This is a genomic window from Mesorhizobium sp. M7A.T.Ca.US.000.02.2.1, from assembly GCF_003996995.1.
Classification (GTDB): domain Bacteria; phylum Pseudomonadota; class Alphaproteobacteria; order Rhizobiales; family Rhizobiaceae; genus Mesorhizobium.
Genome location: NZ_RZTT01000731.1, coordinates 1 through 1,523, shown reverse-complemented (window position 1 = coordinate 1,523; position 1,523 = coordinate 1). Strand labels below are relative to the sequence as shown.

General features: G+C 64.1%; 2 protein-coding genes. Both read right to left on the bottom strand.

The window, feature by feature from the left end; all coding sequences use genetic code 11:
* On the bottom strand, positions 1–1,243 hold a 1,243-nt coding region (gene hflX / locus EOD15_RS34080; RefSeq protein ID WP_127372331.1), incomplete at its 3' end, for a GTPase HflX.
* A complete protein-coding gene (gene hfq / locus EOD15_RS34075) occupies positions 1,244–1,489 on the bottom strand; it encodes an RNA chaperone Hfq (protein WP_006202172.1) in 246 nt (81 codons plus the stop codon). It abuts the gene before it with no gap.
* Positions 1,490–1,523 lie beyond the last annotated feature (34 nt).

The window sequence follows — 1,523 nt, the reverse complement described above, 5'->3', positions numbered from 1 at the left end:
GTGCCGGCTCGATCGTCACGGTGAGGTCTTCGAGTTCGCCCGCCATCCGCGTTTCGATGATCGCCTTCAGCGCGTCGATGCCCTCGCCGGTCACCGCCGACACCGCAATCGGCGGCGCCTTGTTGGCGTCGGCGCCGTCTGCAAGCAGCCGGGTCCGGTTGCCTTCGTCGAGCCGGTCGATCTTGTTCCACACTTCTATCACGCGCTTGGCGTCGCCGGCGTCGACACCGAGGTCGGCCAGGATGCGCTCGACATCTTCGGCCTGAGCGGCCGTGTCCGGATCGGAAATGTCGCGCAGATGAAGCACAAGGTCGGCCTCGACCACCTCTTCCAGGGTGGCGCGGAAAGCCGCGATCAGATGCGTCGGCAGGTCCGAAATGAAGCCGACCGTGTCGGAGAGGATGATCGGCGTGCCATGTGGGAGGCGCACGCGGCGCAGCGTCGGGTCGAGCGTGGCGAACAGCATATCCTGCGCCAGCACATCCGCCCCGGTCAGCCGGTTGAACAGCGTCGACTTGCCGGCATTGGTGTAGCCGACGATCGCCACCACCGGGAACGGCACCTTCCTGCGCTTGGCGCGGTGCAGGTCGCGCGTGCGCCGCACCGTTTCCAGCTCCTGCTTCAGCTTGATGATCTTTTCCTGCAGCTGCCGCCGGTCGGATTCGATCTGCGTTTCGCCGGGGCCCCCGAGGAAGCCGGCGCCGCCGCGCTGGCGCTCCAGATGGGTCCAGCTGCGCACGAGGCGGCCTTTCTGGTAGTTGAGATGGGCGAGTTCGACCTGCAGCGTGCCTTCCTTGGTGCGTGCGCGCTCGCCGAAGATCTCAAGAATCAGCCCGGTGCGGTCCAGCACCTTGGCGTTCAGCTCTTTTTCGAGATTGCGCTGCTGCACCGGGGTCAGCGGATGGTCGACGACGACCACTTCCGCATGTCCCTCTTTGACGATTTCCGCGAACTCCGCAACCTTGCCGCTGCCGAGCAGCGTCGCCGGGCGAGGATCGTTGACGGTCACCACCGCCGTGTGGATCAGATCAAGGTTGATGGCGCGGGCAAGGCCGACGGCCTCGTCGTGGCGAGCGTCAGCCGAACGCATCAGCCGTGGGCGGTTGGTCTCGTCGTCGTTGCGCTGGTGGCGGGTAAGGACGGGCACAATGACAACAGCCCGGGTCGGGCCCTTGGCTTCCGTCCCGGGATGATGCGTTGGTTTTCCGCGAACGGTGGCGTCCGCGTCTTTCTCACGTGCCAATCAGGCGCCCTGGCTTTCCTCGCCATCGAACATCTGAACCGGCTGGCTCGGCATGATCGTGGAAATGGCGTGCTTGTAGACGAGCTGGGAGTGACCGTCACGGCGCAGCAGGACACAGAAATTGTCGAACGAAGTGACCACGCCGGTCAGCTTGACGCCGTTGATAAGGAAGATGGTGAGCGGGTTCTTGCTCTTGCGAACTGAATTCAGGAACAGGTCCTGAAGGTTTTGCGATCGTTCCGCCATTGTTCTTGTCTTTCGCCGATCCCCTTCGGTTTGC

What these genes read in the sequence shown, in the direction of transcription:
- hfq (WP_006202172.1), bottom strand. Translation starts at nt 1,489, where the DNA reads ATGGCGGAACGATCGCAAAACCTTCAGGACCTGTTCCTGAATTCAGTT.